Origin of the sequence: Streptomyces sp. NPDC001796 (genome assembly GCF_042892355.1) — a bacterium.
GTDB lineage: Bacteria > Actinomycetota > Actinomycetes > Streptomycetales > Streptomycetaceae > Streptomyces.
Genome location: NZ_JBIAUC010000021.1, coordinates 82,987 through 108,786, shown reverse-complemented (window position 1 = coordinate 108,786; position 25,800 = coordinate 82,987). Strand labels below are relative to the sequence as shown.

Here is a 25,800-nt window from a genome sequence, read left to right as displayed (position 1 = left end):
CGGAAGCGGTGTCCCCCTCTTCATGAGGACTCCCAACCTCATGAGGACTCCTGAGGACTCCCGAGACATGTACAAGCTCTTCTTCCGTCTGGTCTTCCAGCGGATGGACCCCGAGCAGGCCCACTACCTGGCCTTCCGCTGGATCCGCCTCGCCGCCCGCATCCCCGTGCTGCGCACGTTCCTGGCGGCCGCCCTCGCGCCCCTCTACAAGGAGCTGCGCACGGAGGCCTTCGGGCTGCGCATGCACGGCCCCTTCGGGCTGGCCGCCGGCTTCGACAAGAACGCCGTCGCGATCGACGGGATGTCGATGCTGGGCTTCGACCACGTCGAGATCGGCACGGTGACGGGGGAGGCGCAGCCGGGCAACCCCAAGAAGCGGCTCTTCCGCCTCGTCCAGGACCGCGCCCTGATCAACCGCATGGGCTTCAACAACGAGGGGTCGCTCGCCGTCGCCGCGCGCCTGGCGACCCGTACACCGGCGTTCAAGACGGTGGTGGGCGTCAACATCGGCAAGACCAAGGTCGTCCCGGAGGCCGAGGCCGCCAAGGACTACGTGAAGTCGACCGAGCGGCTCGCGCCCTACGCCGACTACCTGGTCGTCAACGTCTCCTCCCCGAACACGCCCGGCCTGCGCAACCTGCAGGCCACCGAGGCGCTGCGCCCGCTGCTGACCGCCGTCCGCGAGGCCGCCGACCGTACGGTCCGCGCGCGGCGCGTACCGCTCCTCGTGAAGATCGCCCCGGATCTCGCCGACGAGGACATCGACGCCGTCGCCGACTTGGCGGTGGAGCTCGGCCTGGACGGGATCATCGCCACGAACACCACCATCGCGCGCGAGGGCCTCGGCCTGAGGTCGCAGCCCTCCCTGGTGAAGGAGACCGGCGGGCTGTCGGGCGCGCCGCTGAAAACGCGCTCCTTGGAGGTGCTGAGGCGCCTCTACGCGCGCGTGGGCGACCGCATCACCCTGGTGGGCGTCGGCGGCATCGAGAACGCCGAGGACGCCTGGCAGCGCATCCTGGCCGGTGCCACGCTGGTGCAGGGCTACAGCGCCTTCGTCTACGAGGGGCCCTTCTGGAGCCGCGCCATCCACAAGGGGCTCCTCGCCCGCCTCCGTACGAGCCCGTACGCCACCCTCGCCGACGCGGTCGGCGCCGACGTAAGGAAGGCCGCATGAGTCCTCTGGAGCCCTTCGGCGCGCGTCTGCGCCGCGCCATGGACGAGCGCGGCCCGCTGTGCGTCGGGATCGACCCGCACGCGTCGCTGCTCACCGAGTGGGGCCTGAACGACGATGTCGCCGGGCTGGAGCGGTTCAGCCGCACGGTCGTGGAGGCCATGGCCGACCGGGTCGCCGTGCTCAAGCCGCAGAGCGCGTTCTTCGAGCGGTTCGGGTCGCGCGGCGTCGCCGTCCTGGAGAAGGCGGTCGCCGAGGCGCGGGCGGCCGGGGCGCTGGTCGTCATGGACGCCAAGCGCGGCGACATCGGCTCGACCATGGCCGCGTACGCCGAGTCCTTCCTGCACAAGGACGCCCCGCTGTTCTCCGACGCGCTCACGGTCTCGCCGTACCTCGGCTACGGCTCCCTGAAGCCGGCCGTGGAGCTGGCGCGGGAGAGCGGAGCCGGGCTCTTCGTGCTCGCCCTGACCTCCAACCCGGAGGGCGGCGAGGTGCAGCACGCCCTGCGGTCCGACGGACGGAACGTCGGAGCGACGATGCTCGCCCACCTCACGGCCGAGAACGCGGGGGAGGAGCCTCTCGGCTCCTTCGGCGCGGTCGTCGGCGCCACGCTCGGCGACCTGTCGTCGTACGACCTGGACATCCACGGGCCGCTCCTCGCCCCCGGCATCGGTGCCCAGGGGGCCACTCCGGCCGATCTTCCGGCGGTGTTCGGCGCGGCGGTGCGCAATGTCGTCCCGAACGTCAGCCGGGGTGTTCTTCGTCACGGTCCCGACGTCGTCGCCCTGCGTGACGCCGCGCAACGCTTCGCCGACGAGATCCGGGGCGCCCTGAACGAGGAGTAGGGCCTCGCGGGGGCGCGTGAGCGCGCGGAAGAGTCCTTCCAGGGCCGCTCGAGGTCTGGATACATTCTCAAATCCGAGGCAATATGTCCGAAAGGTCCGTCTCAACAGAGGCTGACCAGGACTTTTCCGCTGTTCTCGCTGACTCTGGCGGACTTGCCCGCTAGTCTCCGACGAGTGAGGGCACCTCCCACGCCCTCAAGGCAGTGGGGGAGAGCGGGCAAGCGTGTTGCTCGTGGCTCCCCAGGTGTGGGGCGACTAGGTTCCTCACCGGTCCGTATCCGACAGTTCGACATCCGAGGTGACGTAGGCGTGGCTCTTCCGCCCCTTACCCCCGAACAGCGCGCAGCCGCGCTCGAAAAGGCCGCCGCGGCTCGCCGGGAGCGGGCCGAGGTCAAGAATCGACTCAAGCACTCCGGCGCCTCCCTTCACGAGGTCATCAAGCAGGGCCAGGAGAACGACGTCATCGGCAAGATGAAGGTCTCCGCCCTCCTCGAGTCCCTGCCGGGCGTGGGCAAGGTCCGCGCCAAGCAGATCATGGAGCGACTCGGCATCTCCGAGAGCCGCCGCGTGCGGGGTCTCGGTTCGAACCAGATCGCCTCACTCGAGCGCGAGTTCGGCGGCGCCGCCAGCTGAGTCCGGTGCACTCCGGGATTGCTGGAATAATCGCTGCATGAGTGAACGTCCGCGGCTGACCGTGCTCTCCGGCCCCTCGGGGGTCGGCAAGAGCACGGTCGTCGCCCATATGCGCAAGGAACACCCCGAGGTCTGGCTCTCGGTGTCGGCGACGACCCGTGCGCCCCGGCCCGGTGAACGGCACGGGGTCCACTACTTCTTCGTCACGGACGACGAGATGGACAAGCTGATCGCCAACGGCGAGCTGCTGGAGTGGGCGGAGTTCGCCGGCAACCGCTACGGGACGCCGCGGGCCGCCGTGATCGAGCACCTGGAGGCCGGGGTGCCGGTCCTGCTGGAGATCGACCTCCAGGGTGCCCGGCAGGTCCGCGAGTCCATGTCCGAGGCGCAGCTCGTGTTCCTGGCCCCTCCCTCCTGGGAGGAGCTCGTGCGCAGACTCACCGGGCGGGGCACCGAGCCGCCCGAGGTCATCGAGCGCCGCTTGGAGGCGGCCAAGACGGAGCTGGCGGCCGAGCCCGAGTTCGACGAGACCCTGGTCAACACCTCGGTCGAGGACGTGGCGCGCGAGCTGCTAGCCTTGATGAACGTTGTGTGATCAGGGTTGTGTGATCAGGTCTGATCTTTCCCATCTTTCGGAAGGTAGAGCGTGTCCTCTTCCATCACCGCGCCCGAGGGCATCATCAACCCGCCGATCGACGAGCTCCTCGAGGCCACCGACTCGAAGTACAGCCTCGTGATCTACGCGGCCAAGCGGGCCCGCCAGATCAACGCGTACTACTCGCAGCTCGGTGAGGGCCTCCTCGAGTACGTCGGTCCGCTCGTGGACACCCACGTCCACGAGAAGCCGCTCTCGATCGCTCTGCGCGAGATCAACGCGGGTCTGCTGACCTCCGAGTCCGTCGAGGGTCCGGCCCAGTGACCATGCGGTCACGATAAGTAGTATCTACTGATCGCAGTAGGCTTTTCCACAGGCCCGGCAGCGCGACTGTCGGGCCTGTGGTGTCTCATGGACGCGTACGCCGATGAGCCGCGGCGTCGAGGTGTCGAGTGCGGGGAGGCCCGGTGGGCAAGCCGAAGGTCGTTCTGGGGGTCAGTGGCGGGATCGCCGCCTACAAGGCGTGCGAGCTGCTGCGCAGACTGACCGAGTCCGGGCATGACGTCCGCGTCGTGCCGACCGCCTCCGCGCTGCACTTCGTCGGTGCCGCGACCTGGTCCGCCCTCTCCGGCAACCCGGTCTCCACGGAGGTCTGGGACGACGTCCACGAGGTCCCGCACGTCCGCATCGGCCAGAACGCCGACCTGGTGGTGGTCGCCCCGGCCACCGCGGACATGCTCGCCAAGGCCGCCCACGGCCTCGCCGACGACCTCCTCACCAACACTCTCCTGACCGCCCGCTGCCCGGTCGTCTTCGCCCCGGCCATGCACACGGAGATGTGGGAGCACCCCGCCACACAGGAGAACGTGGCGACGCTGCGCCGTCGCGGCGCCGTCGTCATCGAACCGGCGGTCGGCCGGCTGACCGGCGTCGACACCGGCAAGGGCCGACTGCCCGAACCGGCCGAGATCTTCGAGATCTGCCGCCGGGTGCTCGCCCGAGGCATCAGCGAGCCCGACCTGGCGGGTCGGCACGTCGTCGTCAGCGCCGGCGGCACCCGCGAGCCCCTCGACCCCGTCCGCTTCCTCGGCAACCGCTCCTCCGGCAAGCAGGGCTACGCCCTCGCGCGCACGGCCGCGGCCCGGGGCGCCCGCGTCACCCTGATCGCCGCGAACACGGGTCTTCCCGACCCGGCCGGAGTCGACGTCATACCGGTGGAGACCGCGGTGCAGCTGCGTGAGGCGGTCCTCAAGGCGGCCGCGGACGCCGACGCCGTCGTGATGGCGGCGGCGGTGGCGGACTTCCGCCCGGCGACCTACGCACCGGGGAAGATCAAGAAGAAGGACGGGCAGGACCCGGAACCCATCACCCTGGTCAGGAATCCCGACATCCTGGCGGAGATCTCGGCCGACCGCGCCCGCCCGGAACAGATCGTCGTCGGCTTCGCCGCGGAGACCGACGACGTGCTGGCGAACGGCCGGGCGAAGCTGGCGCGCAAGGGCTGCGACCTGCTCGTGGTGAACGAGGTGGGGGAGCGCAAGACCTTCGGCTCCGAGGAGAACGAGGCGGTCGTGCTGGGCGCCGACGGCAGCGAGACCCCGGTGCCGCACGGGCCCAAGGAAGCGCTCGCCGAGACGGTGTGGGACCTCGTCTCTCACCGCCTCACCTGAACATGTCCTGCACTTCACGGCTCGTTCAAGCCCCGGACATTGCCGCGTGGCGACCCTGGAAACAGCGCTGGGCATTCGGCAGAATGCCCGTGCCGCAGGTCACAGGACTCCCGAGAAGCGAGACACCTGGGCCGGTGGCGGAGCGCGACCGATAAACTGTTTCTCGGACGACGCCGGGCGCAGCCCCCGTCCCGTCCGCCCATGATCAGCCAGCAGCCGCTGCAACCCCAGGGAGCGTTGTGTCCCGTCGCCTGTTCACCTCGGAGTCCGTGACCGAGGGCCACCCCGACAAGATCGCTGACCAGATCAGCGACACCATTCTCGACGCGCTTCTGCGTGAGGACCCGACGTCCCGGGTCGCCGTGGAGACGCTGATCACGACCGGCTTGGTGCACGTGGCCGGTGAGGTCACGACCAAGACGTACGCGGACATCGCGACGCTGGTTCGCAACAAGATCCTCGAGATCGGCTACGACTCGTCGAAGAAGGGCTTCGACGGCGCGTCCTGTGGTGTGTCGGTGTCGATCGGCGCGCAGTCCCCGGACATCGCGCAGGGTGTGGACACGGCGTACGAGACCCGTGTCGAGGGCGACGACGACGAGCTGGACCGGCAGGGCGCCGGTGACCAGGGTCTGATGTTCGGCTACGCGTCGGACGAGACGCCGACGCTGATGCCGCTGCCGATCTTCCTGGCGCACCGTCTGTCCAAGCGCCTGTCCGACGTCCGCAAGAACGGCACGATCCCCTACCTGCGCCCGGACGGCAAGACGCAGGTCACCATCGAGTACGACGGTGACAAGGCGGTCCGTCTGGACACGGTGGTCGTCTCCTCGCAGCACGCGAGCGACATCGACCTGGACTCGCTGCTGGCCCCCGACATCCGCGAATTCGTGGTCGAGCCGGAGCTGAAGGCGCTGCTGGACGACGGCATCAAGCTCGAGACCGACGGTTACCGTCTGCTGGTCAACCCCACCGGCCGCTTCGAGATCGGCGGCCCGATGGGTGACGCGGGCCTGACCGGGCGGAAGATCATCATCGACACCTACGGCGGCATGGCCCGCCACGGCGGCGGAGCGTTCTCCGGCAAGGACCCGTCGAAGGTGGACCGCTCGGCCGCGTACGCGATGCGCTGGGTCGCCAAGAACGTGGTCGCCGCGGGCCTGGCCTCCCGCTGCGAGGTCCAGGTGGCGTACGCGATCGGCAAGGCCGAGCCGGTGGGTCTGTTCGTGGAGACCTTCGGCACGGCCAAGGTCGACGCCGAGAAGATCGAGCACGCGATCACCGAGGTCTTCGACCTCCGCCCGGCCGCGATCATCCGCGACCTCGACCTGCTCCGTCCCATCTACGCCCAGACCGCGGCGTACGGGCACTTCGGCCGCGAGCTGCCCGACTTCACCTGGGAGCGCACGGACCGGGTCGAGGCCCTCCGCAAGGCGGCGGGTCTGTAAGCCCTCCAGCACGGTTCTCACGAGGCCCGGCACCCATCGGGGTGGCCGGGCCTCGGCGCGTCGAAAAGAGCGCGTCAGAGCCGGGATGTGGCCCAGGAGCCTGTCTTCGCGGCCGACCTGACCGAAGACGGCCCTGGGCGGGCGGCGTCGTCTCGGCGTGCGCCGGTGTCAGTGGCGTTTGGTAAGAATGCAAGCGTGAGCAGCGAGAACGGGCAGCAGCGGGCGGGCGGGTCAGACGCATCGCCACCCGAGCAGCTTGCCCTGCTGCGCGACGCCGTGCGCAAGGCCAAGGCGCCCCGGGCCAAGCCGCGGACCTGGCGGGGGGCCTCGCTGGCGAAGCAACTGCCCGTCGCGCGGGTGGTGGTCGACAAGGGCGTGCTGCATCTGGACCGCTACTTCGACTACGCCGTGCCGGAGGAGCTCGACGCCGTGGCCCGGCCCGGGGTCAGGGTCCGGGTACGGTTCGGCGCCGGCGGGCGCACGGTCCGGGAGGGACGGCGCGAGGGCGGCGGGCTCATCGACGGGTTTCTGGTCGAGCGGGTGGCCGAGTCCGACTACGCGGGGCCCCTCGCGGCGCTCGCGCAGGTCGTGTCACCCGAGCCCGTCCTCTCGCCCGAGCTGCTGGGCCTCGCCCGCGCCGTCGCCGACCGTTATGCCGGCAGCCTCGCGGACGTACTCCAGCTCGCGGTCCCGCCACGGCACGCGCGCGCGGAGGCCGCTGAGGGCGGCACGCCGCCGGCCCCTCCGGCCGCGCCGGAGCCCGGATCGTGGCGGCGGTACGGACGGGGCGCGGACTTCCTGCGGTCGCTGGCCTCCGGCGGTGTGCCCCGGGCCGTGTGGACCGCCCTGCCCGGGCCCCAGTGGGCCCAGGAGATCGCCCGGGCCGTGCAGGCCACGCTCGCCTCCGGGCGGGGCGCCCTGGTCGTCGTGCCCGCCGGGCGGGCCGTGACGCGGGTCGACACCGCGCTGCGGGAGCTGATCGGTGAGGGGCATCATGCGGTGCTGACCGCCGACGCCGGACAGGAGCGGCGGTACCGGGAGTGGCTCGCCGTGCGCCGCGGGGCCGTGCGGGCCGTCGTCGGGACCCGGGCCGCCATGTTCGCGCCGGTACGGAACCTGGGGCTCGTCGTCGTGTGGGACGACGGCGACGCCAGTCACAGCGACGACCACGCCCCCTTCCCCCACGTTCGCGAAGTGCTGGAGCTGCGCGCCACCCGTGAAAGGTGCGGCTTCCTGCTGGGGAGCTGGACCTGCACCGTCGAGGCCGCCCAGCTCGTGGAGAGCGGATGGGCCGCACCGCTGGTCGCCGACCGCGAGCAGGTGCGCGCCGCCGCACCCCTCGTACGGACGGTGGGCGACGGGGACCTCGCACGCGACGAGGCGGCGCGGGCCGCACGGCTGCCCACGCTCGCCTGGGAGGTAGCACGGGAGGGACTGCGGCACGGACCGGTTCTGGTACAGGTGCCCCGGCGCGGCTATGTGCCCCGTATGGCCTGCGCCCAGTGCCGGGCCCCCGCGCGCTGCCGGCACTGCGCCGGGCCGCTGGCGGGGCAGGAGGCCGGGGAGCTCAGGTGCGGCTGGTGCGGGCGGGAGGAGAGCGCCTGGCACTGTCCGGAGTGCGGGGGGTTCCGGCTGCGGGCCCAGATAGTGGGGGCGCGGCGGACCGCCGAGGAGCTGGGACGGGCCTTCCCGGCCGTTCCGGTGCGAACCTCGGGGCGCGAGCAGGTGCTGGACACGGTGCCGGGAACACCGGCCCTGGTCGTCAGCACCCCGGGGGCCGAGCCCGTCGCCGAGGGCGGGTACGCGGCGGCGCTGCTCCTGGACGGATGGGCCATGCTGGGGCGACCCGATCTGCGCGCGGGCGAGGACGCTCTGCGGCGGTGGATCGGCGCGAGCGCGCTGGTGAGGCCGCAGTCCGTGGGCGGCACGGTCGTGATCGTCGCTGAGCCGACGCTGCGGCCCGTGCAGGCGCTCGTCCGATGGGATCCCGTCGGGCACGCGGTGCGCGAACTGGCCGAGCGGGCGGAGCTGGGGTTTCCACCGGTGTCGCGGATGGCGGCGGTGTCGGGACCGGCCGAGGCCGTCGCGGACTTCCTCGCGGGTGCCCATCTTCCGCCCGCCGCCGAGGTGCTGGGGCCCGTCCCGCTGCCGGTCACCGAGGCCGGGCGGCCCCGCAGGGTCGGGGGGCCGCCGCCGGGGGAGCGCTGGGAGCGGGCACTGGTGCGCGTACCGCCCGGGAGCGGGGCCGCACTGGCGACCGCCCTGAAGACCGCGCAGGCCACCCGGACGGCAAGGGCCGGCGGCGACGCGGTACGGATCCGGATCGATCCACCGGACATCGGGTGACGGCCGCCATCGGGCAGGGGCACCGGGGACGGAGCCGACCGGTCGTGCGGCCCGGGCGGGACTGCCTCCCGGTGCGGCCGGGAGGCAGAGCAGAAGGGGCGGCCTCAGCCGTTGCGCGGTCCGGGGAAGGCGGTCGGCCGTGCCTCGTCGCGGAGGGTGGGGCTGCCCGCCGTCGGCTGGGTCGGCATCGAGCGGGCCGCGGGCACCGTGGGGATGCCCGAGCCGACGTTGATCGTGCGGGTACCGGACGGTTCCGCCGCGCGATCGGCCTCGGCGGCCGCCTGCGCGGCGGCACGGCGGGCGCCGTAACGGCGGTGGACCGCCTGTTTGGTGACTCCGAGCGCCGAGCCCACGGCGTCCCACGAGAAGCCGAGCGAGCGGTCGAAGTCCACGGCCGCGGTGACCAGGGTCTCGACACTGTCCCGCAGCTCCTGGGCGAGACGGACGGTCGGGGCGGGAGCGCGTCCGTAGACGACGAAGCCCGTGGACGGGCCGGAGCGCCGCGGGCGGTAGACATTGCCCAACTGGGCGGTGAGGGTGCGCAGTGCGTCCACCTGCCGGCGGACCCGCTCGATGTCCCGCACCAGCAAGTGCAGGCTGGCCCGGGCCTGGGCGTCGTGGGTTGCGTGGTCGGCCATGAACAAGCCTCTCGAACCGGCGTTGAAAAGGATCGGGCCGCTGCAGCGGCCCGCTTGTGGTCAACTCTTTCTTGACCAACGCGCATTCGGTCCTGTGGTCACGCTACGGGGGCGTAAGAGCATATGCGTACGCCCCCGGCGGATGGCGTGCGCTGCGAGCCCCCGCCTGCGGCCGGGCGCGCCCCGCCACGTCCTAGACTGGTGCGCCGCCCGCAGGCCCGGTCCGGCCGGGACCTGTGGGTCCGTCAGAACTCCCGCCCGAGAGGCCGTCACCCACCCATGAAGCTCGTCTTCGCAGGTACCCCCGAGGTCGCCGTTCCCGCGCTGGACGCTCTGATCGCGTCGGACCGGCACGAGGTGGCCGCCGTCGTCACCCGGCCCGACGCACCGGCCGGGCGCGGGCGCAGGCTCGTGGCCAGTCCCGTCGCCGAGCGGGCGGAGGAGGCCGGCATCGAGGTCCTCAAGCCGAACCGGCCCCGGGACGAGGACTTCCTCGCACGACTCAGGGAGATCGCGCCCGACTGCTGCCCCGTCGTCGCCTATGGCGCGCTCCTGCCCCGTGTCGCCCTCGACATCCCCGCCCACGGCTGGGTCAACCTGCACTTCTCCCTGCTGCCCGCCTGGCGCGGCGCCGCCCCCGTGCAGCACTCCGTCATGGCGGGCGACGAGATCACCGGCGCCTCCACCTTCCTCATCGAGGAGGGCCTGGACTCCGGTCCCGTCTACGGCACCGTCACCGAGCGGATCCGGCCCACCGACACCAGCGGCGACCTGCTCACCCGGCTCGCCTTCGCCGGCGCCGGACTCCTCGAGGCCACCATGGACGGCATCGAGGACGGCACCCTCAAGGCCGTGCCGCAGCCCGCCGAGGGCGTCACGCTCGCCCCGAAGATCACTGTCGAGGACGCGCAGGTCGACTGGTCCGCGCCCGCGCTGCGCGTCGACCGCGTGGTGCGCGCCTGCACACCCGCGCCCGGCGCCTGGACCACCTTCCGCGGCGAACGGCTCAAGCTCATCCAGGTCACGCCTCGGCCCGAGGTGACGGACCTGGCACCCGGGCGGCTGTCCGTCGGCAAGAACAACGTGTACGTCGGCACCGGTTCACATGCGGTCGAACTGGTGTGGGTACAGGCCCAGGGCAAGAAGCCGATGAACGCCGCGGACTGGGCGCGCGGGGTGCGGATCGGCGCCGCGGAGACCCTGGGGGGTGTCTGACGCAACCCGTCGTGGACGCGACGCGAAGGGTCGGACACCCCCTGTCGGCAGACCCCGTCGACCTCCCCGACCGCCCGATCTTCCACGGACGTACGCTGTAAGCGCACGCCGTCCCACAACCGGAGCACCTTTTTCGTGACCGAGCAGTCCCGCCGTCCCCGCAAGCCCGGCAAGCCCTACCGCCGGCCCAAGAAGGACCCCGTCCGTATCCTCGCCTTCGACGCCTTGCGGGCGGTGGACGAACGGGACGCGTATGCCAACCTCGTCCTGCCGCCGCTGCTGCGCAAGGCGCGTGAGAAGGGCGACATCGACGGGCGGGACGCGGCGCTCGCCACCGAGCTGGTGTACGGGACACTGCGCCGCCAGGGCACGTACGACGCCATACTCTCCGCCTGCGTCGACCGGCCGCTGCGCGAAGTCGACCCGCCCGTGCTGGACGTGCTGAGCCTCGGCGTCCACCAGTTGCTCGGTACGCGGATCCCCACCCACGCCGCCGTGTCCGCGACCGTCGAACTGGCGCGTGTGGTGCTCGGCGACGGACGGGCCAAGTTCGTCAACGCCGTTCTGCGCAAGGTCGCCCAGGACGACCTCGACGCCTGGCTGGAGCGGGTGGCACCCCCGTACGACGAGGACCCCGAGGACCACCTCGCCGTCGTGCACTCGCACCCGCGCTGGGTCGTCTCCGCCCTGTGGGACTCCCTCGGCGGCGGACGCGCCGGCATCGAGGAACTCCTCGCGGCGGACAACGAACGTCCCGAGGTCACCCTCGTCGCCCGGCCGGGCCGCTCCACCACCGAGGAACTCCTGAGCGAGCCCGCCGCGCTGCCGGGCCGCTGGTCGCCGTACGCCGTCCGGCTCACCGAGGGCGGCGAGCCCGGCTCGGTGGATGCCGTGCGCGAGGGCCGTGCGGGCGTCCAGGACGAGGGCAGCCAGCTCGTCGCGCTCGCCCTCGCGGGCGCGCCCGTCGAAGGGCCCGACCGGGCCTGGCTGGACGGGTGCGCCGGGCCCGGTGGCAAGGCCGCCCTGCTCGCCGCCCTCGCCGCCGAGCGCGGAGCCGTGCTGGTGGCCTCCGAGAAGCAGCCGCACCGGGCCGGCCTGGTGGCGAAGGCGCTGGCCGGGAATCCCGGCCCGTACCAGGTGCTCGCCGCCGACGGCACCCGGCCGCCGTGGCGCCCCGGCACCTTCGACCGGGTTCTGATGGACGTGCCCTGCACGGGCCTCGGCGCGCTGCGCCGCCGCCCCGAGGCGCGCTGGCGCCGCCGGCCCGAGGACCTCGACGGGTTCGCCCCGCTGCAGCGCTCCCTGCTGCGCACGGCCCTCGAGTCCGTACGTGTGGGAGGCGTCGTCGGCTACGCCACCTGCTCGCCGCACCTGGCCGAGACCCGCGCGGTGGTCGACGACGTCCTCAAGCAGCACCGCGACGCCGAACTCATCGACGCCCGTCCGCTGCTGCCCGGCGTGCCGGACCTGGGCGACGGCCCGGACATCCAGCTCTGGCCGCATCTGCACGGCACGGACGCGATGTACCTGGCCGTCATCCGCCGCACCGGCTGAAAGCACGATGGCCCGCGGCTGAAAGCCCGATGGCCCGTGCCGCTCGCCGGGCCGGGAGCAAGCGGTTCGGCCGCGGGGACGGTGAGGTGCGGCGGGCTGCCCGGCCGGCCCGGTGATGCGGTGCGGGACCGTGCCGGCGAGTCCCCGGCGGGTGCGGCCGGACACGACGGTGGCCGCGCCGTCCGGGCACGCGGCGCCGAGCGACGAGTTCTGGCCGGGTACCGGCGCGAGCAACCGGGGCGGGGCATGGCAGGCTTGGGGCATGGCCGTGCAGATCAACCCCAGCATCCTGTCCGCCGACTTCGCCCGCCTCGCCGAGGAGGCGAAGGTCGTGGAGGGCGCCGACTGGCTCCACGTCGACGTGATGGACAACCACTTCGTCCCCAACCTCACGCTCGGCCTACCGGTCGTGGAGTCCCTGGCCCGGTCGACGGACACCCCGCTGGACTGCCATCTGATGATCGCGGACGCCGATCGGTGGGCTCCCCAGTACGTCGAAGCGGGTGCCTCGTCCGTCACCTTCCACGTCGAGGCGGCCGGCGCCCCGGTGCGGCTGGCCCGCGAGATCCGGGCCAAGGGCGCCCGAGCCTCCATGGCCCTCAAGCCCGCGACCCCCATCGAGCCGTACGAGGACCTGCTGCCCGAGCTGGACATGCTGCTGATCATGACGGTCGAGCCCGGCTTCGGCGGCCAGGCGTTCCTGGACATCATGCTGCCCAAGATCCGCCGCACCCGGGAGCTGATCAGCAAGCACGGTCTGGAGCTCTGGCTGCAGGTCGACGGCGGGGTCTCGGCCTCCACGATCGAGCAGTGCGCGGAGGCGGGAGCGGACGTCTTCGTGGCCGGCTCGGCGGTCTACGGGGCGGCCGACCCGGCCGCCGCGGTACGTGCATTGCGCACCCAGGCGGAGCGGGCGACGGCCCGGGCCTCGTGGGCGTGCGACGAGTGAGACAACGGAACCTGAACGCCGACCGTCCGGGCTGATCGACTACGCCGGATCTGCAAGGATGAACGGCGAATGCAGAGTGTGAACAGCAGTGAGGAGATGGCCGTGTCGGGTATGTCGGCGGGCCGGTCAGCCATGCGGATGGGACCCGCTGAGCTGGTGCAGGCGGCGGCCATGGCCCGTCGCTTCTATCTCGAGGGCAAGTCCAAGATCCAGATCGCGGAGGAGTTCGGCGTCAGCCGCTTCAAAGTGGCCCGGGTCCTGGAGACCGCCCTCGAACGGGATCTCGTGCGCATCGAGATCCGTGTTCCGGCCGAGCTGGACGCCGAGCGCTCCGACGCGCTGCGCGCCCGCTACGGCCTCAGGCACGCCGTCGTGGTCGAGTCCCCGGCCGAGGCCGAGGAGTCGCCCGACCCCGAGAACCTCGGCGAGGTGGCCGCCGACCTGCTCGGCGAGCTGGTGACCGAGGGGGATGTTCTGGGCCTGGCCTGGGGCCGCTCCACCATCCACATGGCGGCGGCCCTCGACCGGCTGCCGCCGTGCACGGTGGTGCAGCTGACGGGCGTGTACGACGCGGGGACCTCCGAGCGCGGCTCGGTGGAGGCGGTGCGCCGTGCCGCACAGGTCTCGGGCGGCGACGCCCACCCCATCTACGCGCCGATGCTGCTCCCGGACGCGGCGACCGCGGCGGCCCTGCGCAACCAGACGGGGATCGCCCGCGCCTTCGAGTACTTCGACAAGGTCACGGTCGCCTGTGTCTCCATCGGCTCCTGGGAGCCCGGTATCTCCACGGTGCACGACATGCTCACCGAGGAGGAACGCGCCCACTACGCCTCCCTCGGTGTCGCCGCCGAGATGGCCGCGCACCTCTTCGACAGCGAGGGCCGCCGGGTCGGGCGGGACCTGGGGGAGCGGTGCATCACCGTCAAGGCGGACCAGCTCCGCCGTATCCCCGAGGTCGTCGCGATCGCGGGCGGGCAGCGCAAGGCGGCCGCCATCGACGCGGTGCTGCGCTCCGGGCTCGTCACCAGCCTCGTGACGGACACGGCGGCGGCGGACTACCTGATGACGGCGGGTCCGACGCCGACGCCCGCGCTGCATCGGGCGGACCCGGACGGGCCCTGACAGGACCTGCGGACGGGGCGGCTGTGGCAGCATCGGGACCATGCTGTCGCGGTCCGTCCCCCGCCTCCTCGCGGGGCTCCTCGTCTGCGTGGCCGTCCTGCTCGCCGGGTGCTCGGCCACGGCCACCGGCACCCGCGCGCCCGCCCCGTCGTGGGCCGGGCACATGGCCACGGTCGAGGAGAACCGGCTCCCCGCCGAGGCCCGGCACACCCTCGCCCTCGTCGACAAGGGCGGCCCCTACCCCTACGCGCAGGACGGCACGGTCTTCGGCAACTTCGAGCACCGGCTTCCGGCGCACCCGCGCGGTTACTACCACGAGTACACGGTGCCGACCCCTGGCGCGCACGACCGCGGAGCCCGGCGCATCGTCACCGGGCAGGGCGGGGAGACCTACTACACCGACGATCACTACGACACGTTCCGGGCGGTGCTGAGATGACCGACGACCTGGCTGACCGGCTCCTGGTCACGCTCGATCTGGACGGTGTCGCCGACAAGGCGGCGTTCATGGAGCGGGTCGTCCGCGCCCTGGACCTGCCGTACTGGTTCGGCCGCAACTGGGACGCGCTCGCCGACTCGCTCACCGACGACACCGTCTGGCCCGAGCCGGCCGTCGAGCGGGGCCTGCTGCTCGTCGTACGCGGCTGGGAGGAGTACGCGAGGGCGTGCCCCGAGGAGTGGGAGACCGCCCGTGAGGTGTTCTCCCAGGCGGCGGACGAGATGCCGGGCCTGTCCGTGGCGCTGACGCTTGGATGAACCCACAAAGGCCCCTCTGACCTGCCTGGATGATTCGCCCGGGGTTCGTGGAGCGGCCGTCATGGGAGAATGAAGTACGTGCTCTTCCCCCTGGCTGACCTGTCCGGGGGCCGCCTCTGATCGACTGGGATGTGCAGCACGTGCGTTTCCTCAATGACATCCAGCCTGCCTATGACCTGACCTACGACGACGTCTTCATGGTGCCGAGCCGCTCCTCCGTCGGCTCCCGGCAGGACGTGGACCTCGCCTCCCCGGACGGCACGGGCACGACCATCCCGATCGTCGTCGCCAACATGACCGCCATCGCGGGCCGCCGCATGGCGGAGACGGTGGCCCGGCGCGGCGGTCTGGTCGTCATACCGCAGGACATCCCGATCGACGTGGTCACCGAGGTCATCGCCTGGGTCAAGGGCCGCCATCTGGTGCTGGACACCCCGATCGTGCTGGCCCCGCACCAGACCGTCGCCGACGCCCTGGCGCTGCTGCCGAAGCGCGCGCACAACGCGGGTGTGGTGGTCGACGAGGGGCACCGGCCGATAGGCGTGGTCACGGACGCCGACCTCTCCGGGGTGGACCGCTTCACCCAGCTCGAAGTGGTCATGTCCAAGGACCTGCTGCTGCTCGACGCCGGGATCGACCCGCGGGAGGCCTTCAACGTCCTGGACACCGCCAACCGCCGCTACGCGCCCGCCGTCGACGAGGACGGCAGGCTCGCCGGCATCCTCACCCGCAAGGGCGCCCTGCGGGCCACGCTCTACACGCCGGCCACGGACGCGCACGGCAGGCTGCGCATCGCCGCCGCCGTCGGCATCAACGGCGACGCGGTCGGCAAGGCCAAGCAGCTGCTCGACGCGGGCGTCGACACGCTCGTCATCGACACCGCGCACGGCCACCAGGAGTCGATGATCAGTACCCTCAGGGCCGTACGGGCGCTGGACCCGCAGGTGCCGCTCGTGGCGGGCAACATCGTCGCCGCCGAGGGCGTGCGTGACCTGATCGAGGCCGGAGCGGACATCGTCAAGGTCGGTGTGGGCCCCGGTGCCATGTGCACCACGCGCATGATGACCGGCGTCGGCCGTCCGCAGTTCTCGGCCGTCCTGGAGTGCGCCGCCGAGGCGAAGAAGTACGGCAAGCACGTGTGGGCCGACGGCGGTGTCCGCCACCCGCGCGACGTAGCGATGGCGCTGGCGGCGGGCGCGTCCAACGTGATGATCGGCTCCTGGTTCGCGGGCACCTACGAGTCGCCCGGTGACCTCCAGCAGGACGCGAACGGCCGGCTGTACAAGGAGTCGTTCGGCATGGCCTCGGCGCGCGCGGTCCGCAATCGCACGTCGGAGGAGTCCGCCTACGACCGCGCCCGCAAGGGGCTGTTCGAGGAGGGCATCTCGACGTCCCGGATGTTCCTCGACCCGGCCCGCCCGGGCGTCGAGGACCTGATCGACTCGGTCATCGCGGGCGTCCGGTCCTCCTGCACCTACGCCGGTGCCGGGTCCCTGGAGGAGTTCGCGGAGCGGGCCGTCGTCGGCATCCAGAGCGCGGCCGGCTACGCGGAGGGCAAGCCGCTGCACGCCAGCTGGAGCTGACGCAACTCCCTTGCGCCGGGCCCCTGTTGTGCCGTCGACGGGAGAGTGGGGGCCGCCGGCGTGGACGGGTGGAGAAACCGGGAGACCGCGGCGGCCGGCTCACCTACGGTCGGAAGCATGGAGATCACCGTCTGCCGGGCCGCCGACGTGGCGCTGCTCGACCGGTACATCGGTTCCGCCGGGGCCACCTCGTTCCACGCCCGGCGGTTCGCACGGCAGGGGGCGGGGCAGAGCACGTACCTCGTCGCCTGGACCGAAGGGCGGCCCGTCGGGCACGCCGAGGTCCGCTGGAACGGCTGTGCGGCGTCCGAGGTACGGGCGGCACGGGCCGGCTGCCCCGAGATCAACGGACTCGGCGTCTGGCCCGAGGAGCTGCGCTCCCGGGGCATCGGAAGCGCGCTGATCCGCGCGGCCGAAGACCTGGCGCGCGGTCGTGGCCGCTCGGCGATCGGCCTGGGTGCCGCCGCGGACAACCCGCGCGCGGCGGCCCTGTACGCACGGCTCGGCTACCGGCCCCTCACCGCCTACGTGGATCGCTGGTCGTACGAGGACACCGACGGTGTGAGGCACGAGTGCGCCGACCCGTGCACCTTCCTGATCAAGGAGCTCTAGGCGGGAGCCGAGAGCCCGGCGGGTGCAAACATCAAAAGGGCCGGCGCAACAAATCCGCGTGAGCGGTGAATGAACGCAATGATCTTGCGGAGATGCGCAAGGTTGCTGCATTACGCCCGTGAAGGCGCGGCTCATAGGGTCTGCGCTGTACGTGGCGTGGCAGGGACCCCGCTCGGCGGTCCCCGCCCCCGGGGTGCCGCCGGTCCCGCACGCCCCCTTGACCGGCAGCGATAAAGGAGCCGACGCGTGCTCGACCAAGGCGCACCCCCGCAGTCCCGCAGTCATCCAGCCCCCGCCGTCCCCGGCCTCGGCGCGCGTCTGATGCGCCGCAAGCCGGTGGAACGCCTGGTCGCCGAGGGTGGCCAGGGCGAGGGAGGGTCCCTGCGGCGGTCCCTCGGGCTGTGGCAGCTCACCATGATCAGCATCGGTGCCACGCTCGGCACCGGCATCTTCGTGGTCCTCGGCGAAGCCGTGCCGAAGGCCGGGCCCGCCGTCACCCTCTCCTTCGCGATCGCCGGTCTCACCGCCCTCTTCTCCGCTCTGTCGTACGCCGAGCTGGCGGGCACGATCCCGGTCTCCGGTTCCTCGTACTCGTACGCATACGCAACGATGGGCGAGCTGATCGCCTGGATCTGCGGCTGGTGCCTGGTCCTCGAGTACGGCGTGTCGGTGGCCGCCGTCGCCGTCGGCTGGGGCCAGTACCTCAACGAGCTGCTGGACGGCACCATCGGCGTCACCATCCCCGCGGCGCTGTCCGCCCCGCCCGGGGACGGCGGGGTGTTCAACCTGCCGGCACTGATCGTCGTCCTGCTCGCCATGGCGTTCCTGCTCGGCGGCGCCAAGGAGTCCGCGCGCGCCAACACGATCATGGTCGTCGTGAAGATCGCCGCGCTGCTCCTCTTCTGCCTGATCGGCATCCAGGGCTTCCGCTCCGGCAACTACGCGAACTTCATGCCGCTCGGCATGGCCGGCGTCAGTGCCGCGGGCGCCACCCTCTTCTTCTCCTACATCGGCTTCGACGCCGCCTCCACGGCCGGTGAGGAGGCGAAGAACGCGCAGCGCGACCTGCCGCGCGCCATCATGCTGTCGCTGGTCATCGTCACGGCGCTGTACGTCGTCGTCGCGGCCGTCGCCGTGGGCGCGAAGCCTTGGCGACGGTTCAACGACTCCGAGGCCGCGCTCGCCCAGATCATGAAGGACGTCACCGGGCAGACCTTCTGGGGCACCCTCCTCGCGGCCTGCGCGGTCATCGCCATCGCGAGCGTCGTCCTGACCGTGCTCTACGGCCAGACCCGCATCCTCTTCGCGATGTCCCGCGACGGCCTGGTGCCCAAGGTGTTCTCACGGGTCCACCCGAAGACCGGCACGCCCCGCGCCAACACGCTCATCGTTTCCGTCTTCTGCGGTGTGCTCGCGGCCGCGATCCCGCTCGGCCAGCTCGCCGACGCCACCAGCATCGGCACCCTGTTCGCCTTCGCGCTGGTCAATATCGCGGTCGTGGTGCTGCGCCGGACGCGTCCGCACATGACCCGCACCTTCCGGGTGCCGCTGTCGCCGGTGCTGCCCGCGCTCGGCTTCGCCTTCTGCGTGTGGATGATGGGCAGCCTCTCGGCCGTCACCTGGGTGGTCTTCGGCGTCTGGATGGCCGTCGGGCTCGTGTTCTACTTCCTGTATGGCCACCGGCGGTCCCGGCTGGCCACCGCGGATCCCGCGGGAACCGAAGTCGTCACAGAGAAGTGAACCACCTGCCTTGCTGAACGATCTCGACGAACGCATCGTGCACGCCCTCGCCGAGGACGCCCGCCGCTCCTACGCGGACATCGGGCAGCTGGTCGGCCTGTCCGCGCCCGCCGTGAAGCGGCGCGTGGACCGGCTTCGCGCGACCGGCGCCATCACCGGGTTCACTGTCCGGGTGGACCCGGGGGCGCTCGGCTGGGAGACCGAGGGGTTCGTCGAGATCTACTGCCGGCGCAACACCTCGCCGGAGACCATCCAGCGAGGCCTGGAGCGCTACCAGGAGGTCGTGGCCGCCTCCACCGTCACCGGTGAGGCGGACGCGATCGCCCAGGTCTTCGCCTCCGACATGCGCCACTTCGAGCGCGTGCTGGAGCGCATCGCGGGCGAGCCGTTCGTCGAACGGACGAAGTCGGTCCTGGTCCTGTCCCCGCTGCTGCGCCGCTTCTCCTCGGGCTCGCCCACCTGATCCGGGCCGGCGGTCACTCGGCCGTCTTGCGCGCCAGGGCGTTGTTGCCGATCGAGTTGTGCACGCTGAAGCTCACGGCGTCCGAGCGGTAACGGTCGTCGGACCACTCCACCGGGCGGCCCTCACGGGTGGTTGTGACCCGGCGGACCCGCAGCAGCGGGCTGGTGCGGCGGATGCCGAGCAGGTCGGCGTCCAGGGCGCCCGCAGCGACCGCGTCGATGACGTGCTCGCCGTATGCGAACACCAGGCCCCTGTCGTCGAAGAGCCGCTGGGTGACGGAGGGGCAGTCCGGTTCGATGGCCTCGACCGCCGGGGCGATCCAGTCCGCGTACACGGTACGCTCCAGCAGCACCGGCTCGCCGTCCAGACCGCGCACCCGCAGGACATGCAGCACGGGCGTTCCGGCGCGCAGTTGCAGGCGTACGGCGTCCTCCTTCGTCGCCGGGCGGTGCTCCTGCGCCACGACGTGTCCCGTCGCCTCCCGGCCCATCGCCCGCGCCCATTGCGCGAAGCTGCGCAGCTCCTCGAAGCTCTGGCTGCGGCGGCTGGCCAGGACCACCCTGCGGGCGCCCTGACGGGAGCCGATGAGCCCCTCGGCGGTGAGGGCCGCGACGGCCTGGCGGACGGTGCCGCGCGAGACGCCGTAGCGCGCAGCCAGCTCCGTCTCCGAGGGCAGCCGACTGCCGACTGTGTACTCCTCGCCGTCGATCGCCCTCCGCAGCTCGTCGGCGATCTCCTCGTGTCGCGCAGCCATGCTTCCTCTCCGGGTCGGTCGCTGTGCACAGCGTGACCAGCCTAATCGAGACCTGAGCGTGATCTGTGACGGTCTGGATTGTGCATGCAACCAGGGCTCAAAGTTTCGCCACGGTTTACGGACAGGACACCGGCAGCGGGCGTACTGTGACCGCGACTTGTTCAGACAAGTTGCCCTCGTCTCGCCCCCCGCCTGTGCGTACCCCTGGAGTGACAGTGACAGTGTTCCCGCCGAGAACCGCCGTGCTCACCGGTGGCCTCGCCGTAGCCGCCGCACTCGCCCTGAGCGCCTGCGGCGCCGCCCCCGACAACGCGTCGACCACCTCCAACGGCAAGAGCGCGGCCACCGCGACCTCGGCCGCGGACTTCGGCGGCCTCGACGCCCTGGTCAAGGCCGCCAAGAAGGAGGGCACGCTGCACGCGATCGCCCTGCCCCGCGACTGGGCCAACTACGGCGCCCTGATCGACGGCTTCCAGAAGAAGTACGGCATCAAGGTGGAGGTCGAGAACCCGGACGGGTCCAGCCAGGACGAGATCAGCGCCGTCACTGCGCGCAAGGGCCAGGACCGCGCGCCCGACGTCCTCGACCTCGGCAGCTCCTTCGCGCTCAGCGCCGCCCAGCAGGGACTGCTCGCCCCGTACAAGGTGGCCTCCTACGCCGGCATCCCGACCGGCCAGAAGGACCCGCAGGCCCGCTGGTACAACGACTACGGCGGCTACATCTCCATCGGCTGCGACGCCAAGCGCGTGAAGACCTGTCCGACGACCTTCGCCGACCTGCTCAAGCCGCAGTACAAGGGCCAGGTCGCGCTCAACGGCAACCCCACCAAGTCGGGTTCGGCCTTCGCCGGCGTGTACGCGGCGGCGCTCGCGAGCGGCGGTTCGTTCGACGACATCCAGCCCGGCCTCGACTTCTTCACCAAGCTGAAGAAGAACGGCAACTACACGCCCGTCGAGTCGACCCCGGCCACCGTCGAGAAGGGCGAGACCCCGATCAGCATCGACTGGGACTATCTGAACGCCGGGTACGCCGACGAGTTCAAGTCCAAGGGCCTCGACTGGAAGGTCGCCGTCCCCACCGACGGCAAGTTCTCCCAGTACTACTCGCAGGCGATCAACAAGGACGCCCCGCACCCGGCGGCCGCCCGCCTGTGGCAGGAGTACCTCTACAGCGCCGAGGGCCAGAACCTCTGGCTGAAGGGCTATGCCCGCCCGGCCCTGATGGCCGCGATGGAGAAGGCCGGCACCCTGGACAAGACCGCGGCGGCCAAGCTTCCCGAGGTCTCGGGCACCCCGTCCTTCCCGACCGAGACCCAGCAGAGCAAGGCCAAGACGGCCATCGCGCAGGGCTGGGGGAAGGCCGTCTCCGGATGACCGCCGTCCTCACCGAGGCCGAGGTCGCGACCGCCGCTGCTCCTCGGCAGCGGCGGCGCCCCGCCTCCGGCGCGCTCGCCGTGCTCCCGCTGCTCGCCTTCACGGCGATCGCCTTCGGGATCCCCGCCCTGGCCATGCTGAACGGCGCCTTCACCGTCAAGGACCAGACGACCGGCGCCACTTCGTACAGCACGGCCAACCTCACCGCCTCACTGCACGGCGCCTACCTCACGGCCCTGCTCGGCAGCGTCAAGCTCTCCGCCGTCTCCGCCGCCATCGGCACCGTGCTCGGGCTGCTGTTCGCCCAGGCCGTGGTGACCTCCCGCTTCCCTGTGCTGCGTGAGGCCGTACTCACCGCGTCCGGGGTCCTCGCCAACTTCGGCGGCGTCCCGCTGGCGTTCGCCTTCGTCGCCACGCTCGGCAACTCCGGTGTGCTCACCCGCCATCTGGACCTGACCGCCAAGGGCTGGAGCCTCTACAGCTTCTCGGGTCTGGTGATCGTCTATCTGTACTTCCTGATCCCGCTGATGGTCCTGACCATCACACCGGCCCTCGACGGACTGCGCGTCCAGTGGCGCGAGGCGGCGCAGAACAACGGCGCCACCACCGTCCAGTACTGGCGCCATGTGGCCCTGCCCGTCCTGCTGCCCTCACTGCTCGGCGGATTCGTGCTGCTCTTCGGCAGCGCCTTCGCCGCGTACGCCACCGCGGCGGCCATGGTGGGCAGCGCCGTCCCACTGGTCACCCTGCAGATCGCCGACGCCATCTCCGGCAACGTCCTGGTCGGCCAGGAGAACGTGGCGCTCGCCCTCAGCCTCGACATGGTCCTGGTCGCGGGCCTGGTCATGGCCGTGTACCTGCCTCTGCAACGACGGAGTGCGCGATGGCTCGCCTGAACCTCTGGCGCTGGGCCGTACTGACCGGCGCCGGCCTGTACTTCCTGGTCCCGCTCGCCGCGTCCGTGTTCTTCACGGTCGAGGTGCCGCACCGGGGCGTCACCTTCGACGCCTACACCCAGATCGTCTCCACCGCCGGTTTCGGCTCCAGCCTGCTGCTGTCGCTGGAGCTGGCCGCCGCCACGATCGCCCTGGTCCTGCTGCTGATGGTGCCCGCCATGGTGGCGCTGCGGCTCGGTGCGCCCCGGCTGCGGCCCGTCGTCGAGACGGTGTGCTCGCTGCCGCTGGTCGTGCCGCCGATCGCGTTCGTCGCGGGGATCGCCACGGTGCTCAAGTGGGGGCCCGACCACCTTTCGCGCACGCCGCTCTTCCAGACGTTCGTGGCGATCCAGAACCCGGGCTTCCCGTTCGTGCTCGTCCTCGCCTACGTCGTGATGGCGCTGCCCTTCGTGTACCGGGCCCTGGACGCGGGTCTGCGCGCCATCGACGTGCGCACCCTCGTCGAGGCAGCGCGCAGCTGCGGGGCGAGCCGGCCGCAGGCCCTGGTCCACGCCGTGCTGCCCAATCTGCGCGGCGCGCTGTTGAACGCTTCCTTCCTCACGCTGGCGCTGGTCCTCGGCGAGTTCACCGTCGCCCAGCTGCTGGGCTTCACGCCGTTCGCCGTGTGGATCTACAGCGTCGGTGGCTCGCAGGCCCAACTGTCCGTCGCCGTCTCCGTGCTCAGCCTGCTCGTGACCTGGGCCCTCCTGCTCTCGCTCGCCGTCTTCGGCGGGCGCTCCCGTACCGCCGCCAAGGGATGAACCACATGACGCTCGACATGGCCGCAACCCGCGCAAAGGCAGCGACGGTCGAATTCCGGGGACTGCGCCGGGAGTTCGGCCCGACCGTCGCGCTGGACGGACTCGACCTGACCGTACGGCCCGGCGAACTCCTCGCCCTGCTCGGCCCGTCCGGCTGCGGCAAGACCACCGCGCTGCGCATGCTCGCCGGGTTCGAGCACCCCGACTCCGGTGCCGTCCTCGTCGACGGGGAGGACGTCACCCGTATTCCGGCCCACCGCCGGGACGCCGGGATGGTCTTCCAGTCCTACAGCCTCTTCCCGCACCTGACCGCACTCGACAACGTGGCCTTCGGGCTGCGCATGCGCAAGGTGCGCACCAGCGACCGGCGTGCCCGCGCGGCCGAACTGATCGACCTCGTCGGCCTCGGCGACAAGGGGGAGCGCTTTCCGCACCAGCTCTCCGGCGGCCAGCAGCAGCGCGTCGCACTGGCCCGCGCGCTCGCCCTGCGCCCGCGCGTCCTGCTGCTCGACGAGCCGCTGTCCGCCCTTGACGCCAAGGTGCGGCTCACACTGCGCGAGGAGATCCGCCGCCTCCAGCAGGAACTCGGCATCACCACCCTCTTCGTCACGCACGACCAGGAGGAAGCGCTGTCCATGGCGGACCGGGTCGCGGTGATGCGGGCCGGGAAGCTCGAACAGTGCGCACCTCCCGCCGAGTTGTACGGCCGCCCGGCCACCGCCTTCGTCGCCGAGTTCGTCGGCACGATGAGCCGGATCCCCGGGCGGCTCTCCTCGGACGTCGTCGAGGTGCTCGGGCAGCGGCTGCCCGTCGACGGCGACGCGCCCGCCGCGACCGAGGTGGACGTGCTGGTGCGGCCGGAGGCGGTACGGGTGACCGCGGACGACGAGGGGGACGCGCGGGTGATCGCAACCACTTTCCTCGGGGCTGCGGTCCGGCTGACCGTACGCCTCGCCGACGGCACCGAGGCGAAGGCCGACCTGCCGGCGCACGAGGCCGCCGCCCTCGGCGCCGGTGCCGCGGTCACGGTGACCCTGCCGAACCGCCCGGTACTGGTCGCCGAGCGCGCCCACTGACCCCTGAGCACCGAACCCCCACAAACCCCCACAGGAAAGAGAGAACCGTGACCCGACTCCCGCTCCAGGCCGTCCTGTTCGACATGGACGGCACGCTCGTCGACACCGAGCGGCTGTGGTGGGAGGCGGTGGAGCGGGTCGCAGCCGGACTCGGTCGCCCCCTCGGCGGCGACGACCGACCGGACGTGCTCGGCCGTCCCGTGGAACACACGGCCGACTGGCTGGCCGGGCTCACCGGCGCCCCGGCGGCGGACGTGGCCGCCGACCTGCACCGAGAGTTCGCCGACCGGGTCCGCGGCGGCGTCGTGCCCCGCCCGGGCGCGCTCGACCTGCTCGACGCCCTTGCCCGCGACGGCATCCCCACCGCGCTGGTCACCGCCTCCCCGCGGGCCGTCGCCGACACCGTCCTCGACGTGCTGGGTCCCGCCCGGTTCGCGGTCTCCGTCACCGCCGACGACACCGAGCGCACCAAGCCCGCGCCCGACCCGTACCTGGCAGCGTGCCGTGCGCTCGGAGTCGAACCCGGCGGCTGCGTGGCCGTCGAGGACACCCCCACGGGGGTCGCCTCCGCCGAGGCGGCCGGGTGCGCGGTGCTCGCCGTACCGTCGCTCGCGCCGATCGAGGCGGCGCCCGGACGGACCGTGCTGGCCAGCCTGGAGGAGGTCACGCCCGAGCGGCTGAGGTCCCTGCCGACGTACCAACTGCGCGTGCTGACGTGGAACCTCTGGCTCGGCGGGAGCATGGTCGACGATCACCGGGCCAAGCAGCTCAAGGCCGTCCTGGAGACCGGGGCGGACGTGGTGGGTCTGCAGGAGACGGGCGGCACCGCGGCCCAGGAGCTGGCCGAGGCGCTCGGCTGGTACCACCACCGGGCGGGCGAGAACCTCGGCGTCATCAGCCGCCACCCGATCACGGCCCGCTTCGGGGATCCCGACGTGGGCTTCTACGGGGCGGCGGGCGTCCGTATCCGCCTCGGCCAGGGGTGCGAGGTGGACGTCTGGACGGCCCACCTGGACTACACGCCGTACGGGCCGTACGAGTCAGCCTTCGACGGTCTTGCGGCGGCCGGGCTGATCGCCCACGAGGGGGTACGGCTGGCTCAGATGCGGGACACCCTGCGGCGGATCGAGGAGTCGGCGGACAGCGGCGTTCCGGTGGTGCTCGTCGGCGACTTCAACTGCCCCTCGCACCTGGACTGGCCCGACGTCGCCTGGCCGGTGACCAAGGCGGCCGAGGAGGCGGGCCTGCGCGACTCCTACCGCGAGGCGCACCCCGACCCGGTCCGCGATCCCGGCCACACGTGGTCCCCGATCCACCCCGTGCACGAGGACGGCAGCGGACGCCCCGAACCGCAGGACCGCATCGACTACGTGCTGCACCGGGGGCTCACGGTCCTGGGCTCCCACACGGTCGTCACCGGCACTCCGCGCCCGTGGCCGGACGTCGCCGGCAACGACTGGCCCTCGGACCACGCGGCGGTGCTCACCACCTTCGCCGTGCCGCGGACCGCCTGACCCAAGCGGAGCCGGGCCGCCGTCACCGCCCCCGCACGCCACCTCCT

At 71.9% G+C, this 25,800-nt stretch carries 25 protein-coding genes; 23 read left to right on the top strand and 2 right to left on the bottom strand.

Features of this window, described 5'->3' with window-relative positions:
- Nucleotides 1-67 precede the first annotated feature (67 nt).
- The 8 genes from ACFYZE_RS30540 (at nucleotide 68) to ACFYZE_RS30505 (ending at nucleotide 8,708) form a co-directional block, all read left to right on the top strand.
- Entirely contained in the window at nucleotides 68-1,174 is a 1,107-nt protein-coding gene (locus tag ACFYZE_RS30540; RefSeq protein WP_389001051.1) for a quinone-dependent dihydroorotate dehydrogenase, read from the top strand.
- Nucleotides 1,171-2,016 carry an orotidine-5'-phosphate decarboxylase gene (gene pyrF / locus ACFYZE_RS30535; protein WP_389001048.1) on the top strand — a complete coding sequence of 282 codons (846 nt, stop codon included), beginning with the start codon at nucleotides 1,171-1,173 and terminating at the stop codon, nucleotides 2,014-2,016. The genes ACFYZE_RS30540 and pyrF overlap by 4 nt, the downstream gene beginning before the upstream one ends.
- 309 nt (nucleotides 2,017-2,325) lie before the next feature.
- Nucleotides 2,326-2,649, top strand: a complete 324-nt coding sequence (locus tag ACFYZE_RS30530; protein ID WP_055492888.1) for an integration host factor — start codon at nucleotides 2,326-2,328, stop codon at nucleotides 2,647-2,649.
- Between the two features lie 37 nt (nucleotides 2,650-2,686).
- Nucleotides 2,687-3,244, top strand: a complete 558-nt coding sequence (gmk, locus tag ACFYZE_RS30525; RefSeq protein WP_389001045.1) for a guanylate kinase — start codon at nucleotides 2,687-2,689, stop codon at nucleotides 3,242-3,244.
- A gap of 51 nt (nucleotides 3,245-3,295) precedes the next feature.
- Entirely contained in the window at nucleotides 3,296-3,568 is a 273-nt protein-coding gene (gene rpoZ, locus ACFYZE_RS30520) for a DNA-directed RNA polymerase subunit omega (protein WP_200421180.1), read from the top strand.
- 143 nt (nucleotides 3,569-3,711) lie between these two features.
- Nucleotides 3,712-4,914 (top strand): bifunctional phosphopantothenoylcysteine decarboxylase/phosphopantothenate--cysteine ligase CoaBC, encoded by a 1,203-nt coding sequence (gene coaBC / locus ACFYZE_RS30515; protein WP_389001042.1) that lies wholly within the window; start codon nucleotides 3,712-3,714, stop codon nucleotides 4,912-4,914.
- A 239-nt stretch (nucleotides 4,915-5,153) separates the two neighbouring features.
- Complete coding sequence (metK, locus tag ACFYZE_RS30510; protein ID WP_389001039.1) at nucleotides 5,154-6,362, top strand: methionine adenosyltransferase; 1,209 nt, start codon at nucleotides 5,154-5,156, stop codon at nucleotides 6,360-6,362.
- 195 nt (nucleotides 6,363-6,557) lie between these two features.
- A complete protein-coding gene (locus tag ACFYZE_RS30505) occupies nucleotides 6,558-8,708 on the top strand; it encodes a primosomal protein N' (RefSeq protein WP_389001036.1) in 2,151 nt (716 codons plus the stop codon).
- A gap of 104 nt (nucleotides 8,709-8,812) precedes the next feature.
- Here ACFYZE_RS30505 and ACFYZE_RS30500 read toward each other — a convergent pair whose 3' ends face one another.
- Complete coding sequence (locus tag ACFYZE_RS30500; protein ID WP_103844834.1) at nucleotides 8,813-9,346, bottom strand: hypothetical protein; 534 nt, start codon at nucleotides 9,344-9,346, stop codon at nucleotides 8,813-8,815.
- A gap of 279 nt (nucleotides 9,347-9,625) precedes the next feature.
- On the opposite strand from ACFYZE_RS30500, the gene fmt reads away from it, so the two are divergent.
- From fmt to ACFYZE_RS30450, 10 genes are all read left to right on the top strand, one after another.
- Nucleotides 9,626-10,561: a methionyl-tRNA formyltransferase gene (gene fmt / locus ACFYZE_RS30495; protein WP_389001033.1), complete on the top strand. Its 936-nt coding sequence runs from the start codon at nucleotides 9,626-9,628 to the stop codon at nucleotides 10,559-10,561.
- Nucleotides 10,562-10,696: 135 nt separating this feature from the next.
- The gene (locus tag ACFYZE_RS30490) at nucleotides 10,697-12,115 is read left to right on the top strand and encodes an RsmB/NOP family class I SAM-dependent RNA methyltransferase (RefSeq protein ID WP_389001030.1); all 1,419 of its coding nucleotides are present in this window, start codon (nucleotides 10,697-10,699) and stop codon (nucleotides 12,113-12,115) included.
- A 262-nt stretch (nucleotides 12,116-12,377) separates the two neighbouring features.
- Nucleotides 12,378-13,064, top strand: coding sequence for a ribulose-phosphate 3-epimerase (rpe, locus tag ACFYZE_RS30485; RefSeq protein WP_389001027.1), 687 nt, complete (start codon nucleotides 12,378-12,380; stop codon nucleotides 13,062-13,064).
- A gap of 78 nt (nucleotides 13,065-13,142) precedes the next feature.
- Nucleotides 13,143-14,186 (top strand): sugar-binding transcriptional regulator, encoded by a 1,044-nt coding sequence (locus ACFYZE_RS30480; protein WP_389001080.1) that lies wholly within the window; start codon nucleotides 13,143-13,145, stop codon nucleotides 14,184-14,186.
- A 40-nt stretch (nucleotides 14,187-14,226) separates the two neighbouring features.
- A complete protein-coding gene (locus tag ACFYZE_RS30475) occupies nucleotides 14,227-14,625 on the top strand; it encodes a ribonuclease domain-containing protein (RefSeq protein WP_389001024.1) in 399 nt (132 codons plus the stop codon).
- A complete protein-coding gene (locus tag ACFYZE_RS30470; protein ID WP_389001021.1) occupies nucleotides 14,622-14,942 on the top strand; it encodes a barstar family protein in 321 nt (106 codons plus the stop codon). The genes ACFYZE_RS30475 and ACFYZE_RS30470 overlap by 4 nt, the downstream gene beginning before the upstream one ends.
- Before the next feature lie 140 nt (nucleotides 14,943-15,082).
- A complete protein-coding gene (locus ACFYZE_RS30465) occupies nucleotides 15,083-16,525 on the top strand; it encodes a GuaB1 family IMP dehydrogenase-related protein (protein WP_389001018.1) in 1,443 nt (480 codons plus the stop codon).
- Between the two features lie 117 nt (nucleotides 16,526-16,642).
- Entirely contained in the window at nucleotides 16,643-17,137 is a 495-nt protein-coding gene (locus tag ACFYZE_RS30460) for a GNAT family N-acetyltransferase (protein ID WP_389001015.1), read from the top strand.
- 246 nt (nucleotides 17,138-17,383) lie between these two features.
- Nucleotides 17,384-18,877, top strand: coding sequence for an amino acid permease (locus ACFYZE_RS30455; protein ID WP_389001012.1), 1,494 nt, complete (start codon nucleotides 17,384-17,386; stop codon nucleotides 18,875-18,877).
- A gap of 10 nt (nucleotides 18,878-18,887) precedes the next feature.
- The gene (locus tag ACFYZE_RS30450) at nucleotides 18,888-19,340 is read left to right on the top strand and encodes an Lrp/AsnC family transcriptional regulator (RefSeq protein WP_263228900.1); all 453 of its coding nucleotides are present in this window, start codon (nucleotides 18,888-18,890) and stop codon (nucleotides 19,338-19,340) included.
- A 13-nt stretch (nucleotides 19,341-19,353) separates the two neighbouring features.
- Here ACFYZE_RS30450 and ACFYZE_RS30445 read toward each other — a convergent pair whose 3' ends face one another.
- Nucleotides 19,354-20,094, bottom strand: coding sequence for a GntR family transcriptional regulator (locus ACFYZE_RS30445; RefSeq protein ID WP_389001009.1), 741 nt, complete (start codon nucleotides 20,092-20,094; stop codon nucleotides 19,354-19,356).
- A gap of 215 nt (nucleotides 20,095-20,309) precedes the next feature.
- On the opposite strand from ACFYZE_RS30445, the gene ACFYZE_RS30440 reads away from it, so the two are divergent.
- Genes ACFYZE_RS30440 through ACFYZE_RS30420 form a run of 5 tightly spaced genes read left to right on the top strand, consistent with a single transcriptional unit; the run spans nucleotide 20,310 to nucleotide 25,753 of the window.
- Complete coding sequence (locus ACFYZE_RS30440) at nucleotides 20,310-21,467, top strand: ABC transporter substrate-binding protein (protein WP_389001006.1); 1,158 nt, start codon at nucleotides 20,310-20,312, stop codon at nucleotides 21,465-21,467.
- A complete protein-coding gene (locus ACFYZE_RS30435; RefSeq protein WP_389001003.1) occupies nucleotides 21,464-22,363 on the top strand; it encodes an ABC transporter permease in 900 nt (299 codons plus the stop codon). Before ACFYZE_RS30440 ends, ACFYZE_RS30435 begins: the two co-directional genes overlap by 4 nt.
- On the top strand, nucleotides 22,351-23,163 hold the full coding sequence (locus tag ACFYZE_RS30430; protein WP_389001001.1) for an ABC transporter permease: 813 nt from the start codon (nucleotides 22,351-22,353) through the stop codon (nucleotides 23,161-23,163). The genes ACFYZE_RS30435 and ACFYZE_RS30430 overlap by 13 nt, the downstream gene beginning before the upstream one ends.
- Nucleotides 23,164-23,168: 5 nt before the next feature.
- Nucleotides 23,169-24,239 (top strand): ABC transporter ATP-binding protein, encoded by a 1,071-nt coding sequence (locus tag ACFYZE_RS30425; RefSeq protein WP_389000998.1) that lies wholly within the window; start codon nucleotides 23,169-23,171, stop codon nucleotides 24,237-24,239.
- A 47-nt stretch (nucleotides 24,240-24,286) separates the two neighbouring features.
- Nucleotides 24,287-25,753: an HAD-IA family hydrolase gene (locus ACFYZE_RS30420; protein ID WP_389000996.1), complete on the top strand. Its 1,467-nt coding sequence runs from the start codon at nucleotides 24,287-24,289 to the stop codon at nucleotides 25,751-25,753.
- Nucleotides 25,754-25,800 lie beyond the last annotated feature (47 nt).

Bases quoted from the DNA above. Each gene is read 5' to 3' on its own strand.
- ACFYZE_RS30445 (WP_389001009.1), bottom strand. From the start codon at position 20,094: ATGGCTGCGCGACACGAGGAGATCGCCGACGAGCTGCGGAGGGCGATC.
- ACFYZE_RS30540 (WP_389001051.1), top strand. From the start codon at position 68: ATGTACAAGCTCTTCTTCCGTCTGGTCTTCCAGCGGATGGACCCCGAG.
- fmt (WP_389001033.1), top strand. From the start codon at position 9,626: ATGAAGCTCGTCTTCGCAGGTACCCCCGAGGTCGCCGTTCCCGCGCTG.
- ACFYZE_RS30475 (WP_389001024.1), top strand. From the start codon at position 14,227: ATGCTGTCGCGGTCCGTCCCCCGCCTCCTCGCGGGGCTCCTCGTCTGC.
- pyrF (WP_389001048.1), top strand. From the start codon at position 1,171: ATGAGTCCTCTGGAGCCCTTCGGCGCGCGTCTGCGCCGCGCCATGGAC.
- ACFYZE_RS30500 (WP_103844834.1), bottom strand. From the start codon at position 9,346: ATGGCCGACCACGCAACCCACGACGCCCAGGCCCGGGCCAGCCTGCAC.
- ACFYZE_RS30425 (WP_389000998.1), top strand. From the start codon at position 23,169: ATGACGCTCGACATGGCCGCAACCCGCGCAAAGGCAGCGACGGTCGAA.
- ACFYZE_RS30435 (WP_389001003.1), top strand. From the start codon at position 21,464: ATGACCGCCGTCCTCACCGAGGCCGAGGTCGCGACCGCCGCTGCTCCT.
- ACFYZE_RS30460 (WP_389001015.1), top strand. From the start codon at position 16,643: ATGGAGATCACCGTCTGCCGGGCCGCCGACGTGGCGCTGCTCGACCGG.
- ACFYZE_RS30470 (WP_389001021.1), top strand. From the start codon at position 14,622: ATGACCGACGACCTGGCTGACCGGCTCCTGGTCACGCTCGATCTGGAC.
- ACFYZE_RS30430 (WP_389001001.1), top strand. From the start codon at position 22,351: ATGGCTCGCCTGAACCTCTGGCGCTGGGCCGTACTGACCGGCGCCGGC.
- gmk (WP_389001045.1), top strand. From the start codon at position 2,687: ATGAGTGAACGTCCGCGGCTGACCGTGCTCTCCGGCCCCTCGGGGGTC.
- rpe (WP_389001027.1), top strand. From the start codon at position 12,378: ATGGCCGTGCAGATCAACCCCAGCATCCTGTCCGCCGACTTCGCCCGC.